Annotated in this window: 3 protein-coding genes; all 3 read left to right on the forward strand. The window is 72.7% G+C overall.

All coding sequences use genetic code 11. The annotated features are described in order from the left end of the window. Positions 1-225: 225 nt before the first annotated feature. Positions 226-1347, forward strand: coding sequence for an FAD-dependent oxidoreductase (locus tag A612_RS10170; RefSeq protein WP_040436573.1), 1122 nt, complete (start codon positions 226-228; stop codon positions 1345-1347). Continuing rightward, positions 1335-1532, forward strand: coding sequence for a sulfur carrier protein ThiS (gene thiS, locus A612_RS10175; RefSeq protein ID WP_019374387.1), 198 nt, complete (start codon positions 1335-1337; stop codon positions 1530-1532). The genes A612_RS10170 and thiS overlap by 13 nt, the downstream gene beginning before the upstream one ends. A 26-nt stretch (positions 1533-1558) precedes the next feature. Then, positions 1559-2292 (forward strand): thiazole synthase (locus A612_RS10180; protein WP_019374388.1); only part of this gene is annotated, 734 nt, incomplete at its 3' end.

Below are 2292 nucleotides of genomic sequence, written 5' to 3' on the forward strand. Positions count from 1 at the left end.
GGCCGCGCCGCCGCGCCCTGCGCCACGTCAACGACAGGGGCGAAGGGCCTGTGCTGTAATGGCCCTTTCGGACGAAACGGGGGTGCCGCCGCGGTCACGGGCGACCGGGCACGGCGGCTGAGATCAGACCCTTAGGCACCCGAACCAGGTCATGCTGGCGTGGGGAGTTTTCGCAAGGCGCGTTGCCACGCCCGTTCGTTCCGACCGGCCCGCTGGCAGACATCCATGTCCCTCACGCTCCCTCCCTCCTCTCCCGCTTCCATCACCATCCTTGGCGCCGGCCTCATGGGCCGGCTGCTCGGCGTGGAACTCGCCCGGCGCGGCCACCGCATCGAACTGCATGACGCTGCCGGACCCCGGGCCGAAGGCAGCGCGGCGCGCGTCGCCGCCGCCATGCTGGCGCCATTGGCCGAATCGGCCGTGACCGAGCCGGGCGTGGTGCGCATGGGCCAGCACGCGCTCGCGCGCTGGCCCGGGCTGATCGCACAGCTCCCGGCACCGGTCTACTTCCAGCAGGAAGGGACATTGATCCTCTGGCACCGCCAGGACGCGTCCGAGGCCGCGTGGCTCGCACGGAAACTGGTGCAGACGCAGGCCGCCATCCCCGAACTGCCAGCCCCCGAGGCCGTGGACGGCGCGCGTCTGGCGCAACTCGATCCCGGCATGGCCGGGCGCTTCCACCAGGGCCTGTACCTGCCGGGCGAAGGCCAGCTCGACAACCGCCAGCTGCTGGACGCGCTGCTGCAGGGTCTGGAGCAGCTGGGCGCGCGCCTCCATTGGCACAGCGCGCGCACGCCAGCGGATTTCCGGCCCGGCACGCCGGGCCAGCCCGATCTGCTGCTCGACTGCCGGGGCCTGGGCGCCCGCGCCGACTGGCGCGTGCTGCGCGGCGTGCGCGGCGAGGTGGTGCGGCTGCATGCGCCGGGCGTCGCGCTGGCGCGCCCCACGCGGCTGGTGCACCCGCGCTACCCGATCTACATCGCGCCCAAGCAGGACCACGTGTTCGTGATCGGCGCCACCGAGATCGAATCCGACGACCTCTCGCCCGCGAGCGTGCGCTCCACGCTGGAGCTGCTGTCCGCCGCGTACGCCGTCCACCCCGGCTTTGCCGAGGCGCGCATCCTGGAGCTGGGCACGCAGTGCCGCCCCACCCTGCCCGACAATCTGCCGGCGGTGCGCGCCGTGCGGCCCCGCGTGCTGGAGGTCAACGGCCTGTACCGCCACGGCTTCATGATCGCCCCGGCGCTGCTCGATGTGGTGCTGGAGCTGCTGGAGGCCGGACAATCGCCGCTCGCCCGCCGTTTCGACCTTCGTGTGGAGGAGGCTGCCCCAGCATGCACGTCCTGATCAACCAAGAGCCCGTGGAACTGCCCGAGGGCGCCAGCGTGGCCGATGCCATCGCCCACCTCGCGCCGCGCCCGCCCTTCGCGGTGGCCGTCAACCTGCAGTTCGTCCCCAACACCCGCTACGCCGCGCACCGGCTGGAGCCCGGCGACCAGGTGGAGATCATCGCCCCCGTCACCGGTGGATAGACAAGACAACCATGCCCGAAACCCCCATGCCTTCTCCGAACGACCTCCCCGCCCCCACCGCTGCCGCGGCGCCGGACCCGCTGGTGCTCTACGGCCAGGAATTCACCAGCCGCCTGCTGCTGGGCACCGCCCGCTATCCCTCTCCGGCCGTGCTGGAGGCGGCGGTGCGGCAGGCGCGGCCGGCGATGGTCACGGCCGCGCTGCGCCGCCAGGGGACCCAGCCCGGCGATGCCGGCCAGGGCTTCTGGGAGCTGCTGGCGCGCCTAGGCGTGCCGGTGCTGCCCAACACCGCCGGCTGCTACAGCGTCGAGGAGGCCGTGACCACCGCCCACATGGCGCGCGAGGTCTTCGGCACCCCCTGGATCAAGCTGGAAGTGATCGGCGACGACTACACGCTGCAGCCCGACACCCTGAACCTGGTGGAGGCTGCCGGCCAGCTGATCCGCGAGGGCTTTCACGTGCTGCCCTACTGCACCGACGACCTGGTGCTGTGCCAGCGCCTGGTGGACGTCGGCTGCCAGGCGATCATGCCGTGGGCGGCGCCCATCGGCACCGGCCGCGGGCCGGTCAACCCCTACGCGCTGCAGCTGCTGCGCGAGCGCCTGGACGTGCCGATGCTGGTGGATGCCGGACTGGGCCTGCCCTCGCATGCCTGCCAGGTCATGGAGTGGGGCTACGACGGCGTGCTGCTCAACACGGCGGTGGCGCGCTCGGGCGATCCGGTGGCCATGGCGGGCGCCTTCGCCCAGGCCGTGGCCGC

It is taken from the genome of Melaminivora alkalimesophila, assembly GCF_000282995.1.
Taxonomy (GTDB): Bacteria; Pseudomonadota; Gammaproteobacteria; order Burkholderiales; family Burkholderiaceae_C; genus Melaminivora; species Melaminivora alkalimesophila.

Bases quoted from the DNA above. Each gene is read 5' to 3' on its own strand.
- A612_RS10170 (WP_040436573.1), top strand. From the start codon at position 226: ATGTCCCTCACGCTCCCTCCCTCCTCTCCCGCTTCCATCACCATCCTT.
- thiS (WP_019374387.1), top strand. From the start codon at position 1,335: ATGCACGTCCTGATCAACCAAGAGCCCGTGGAACTGCCCGAGGGCGCC.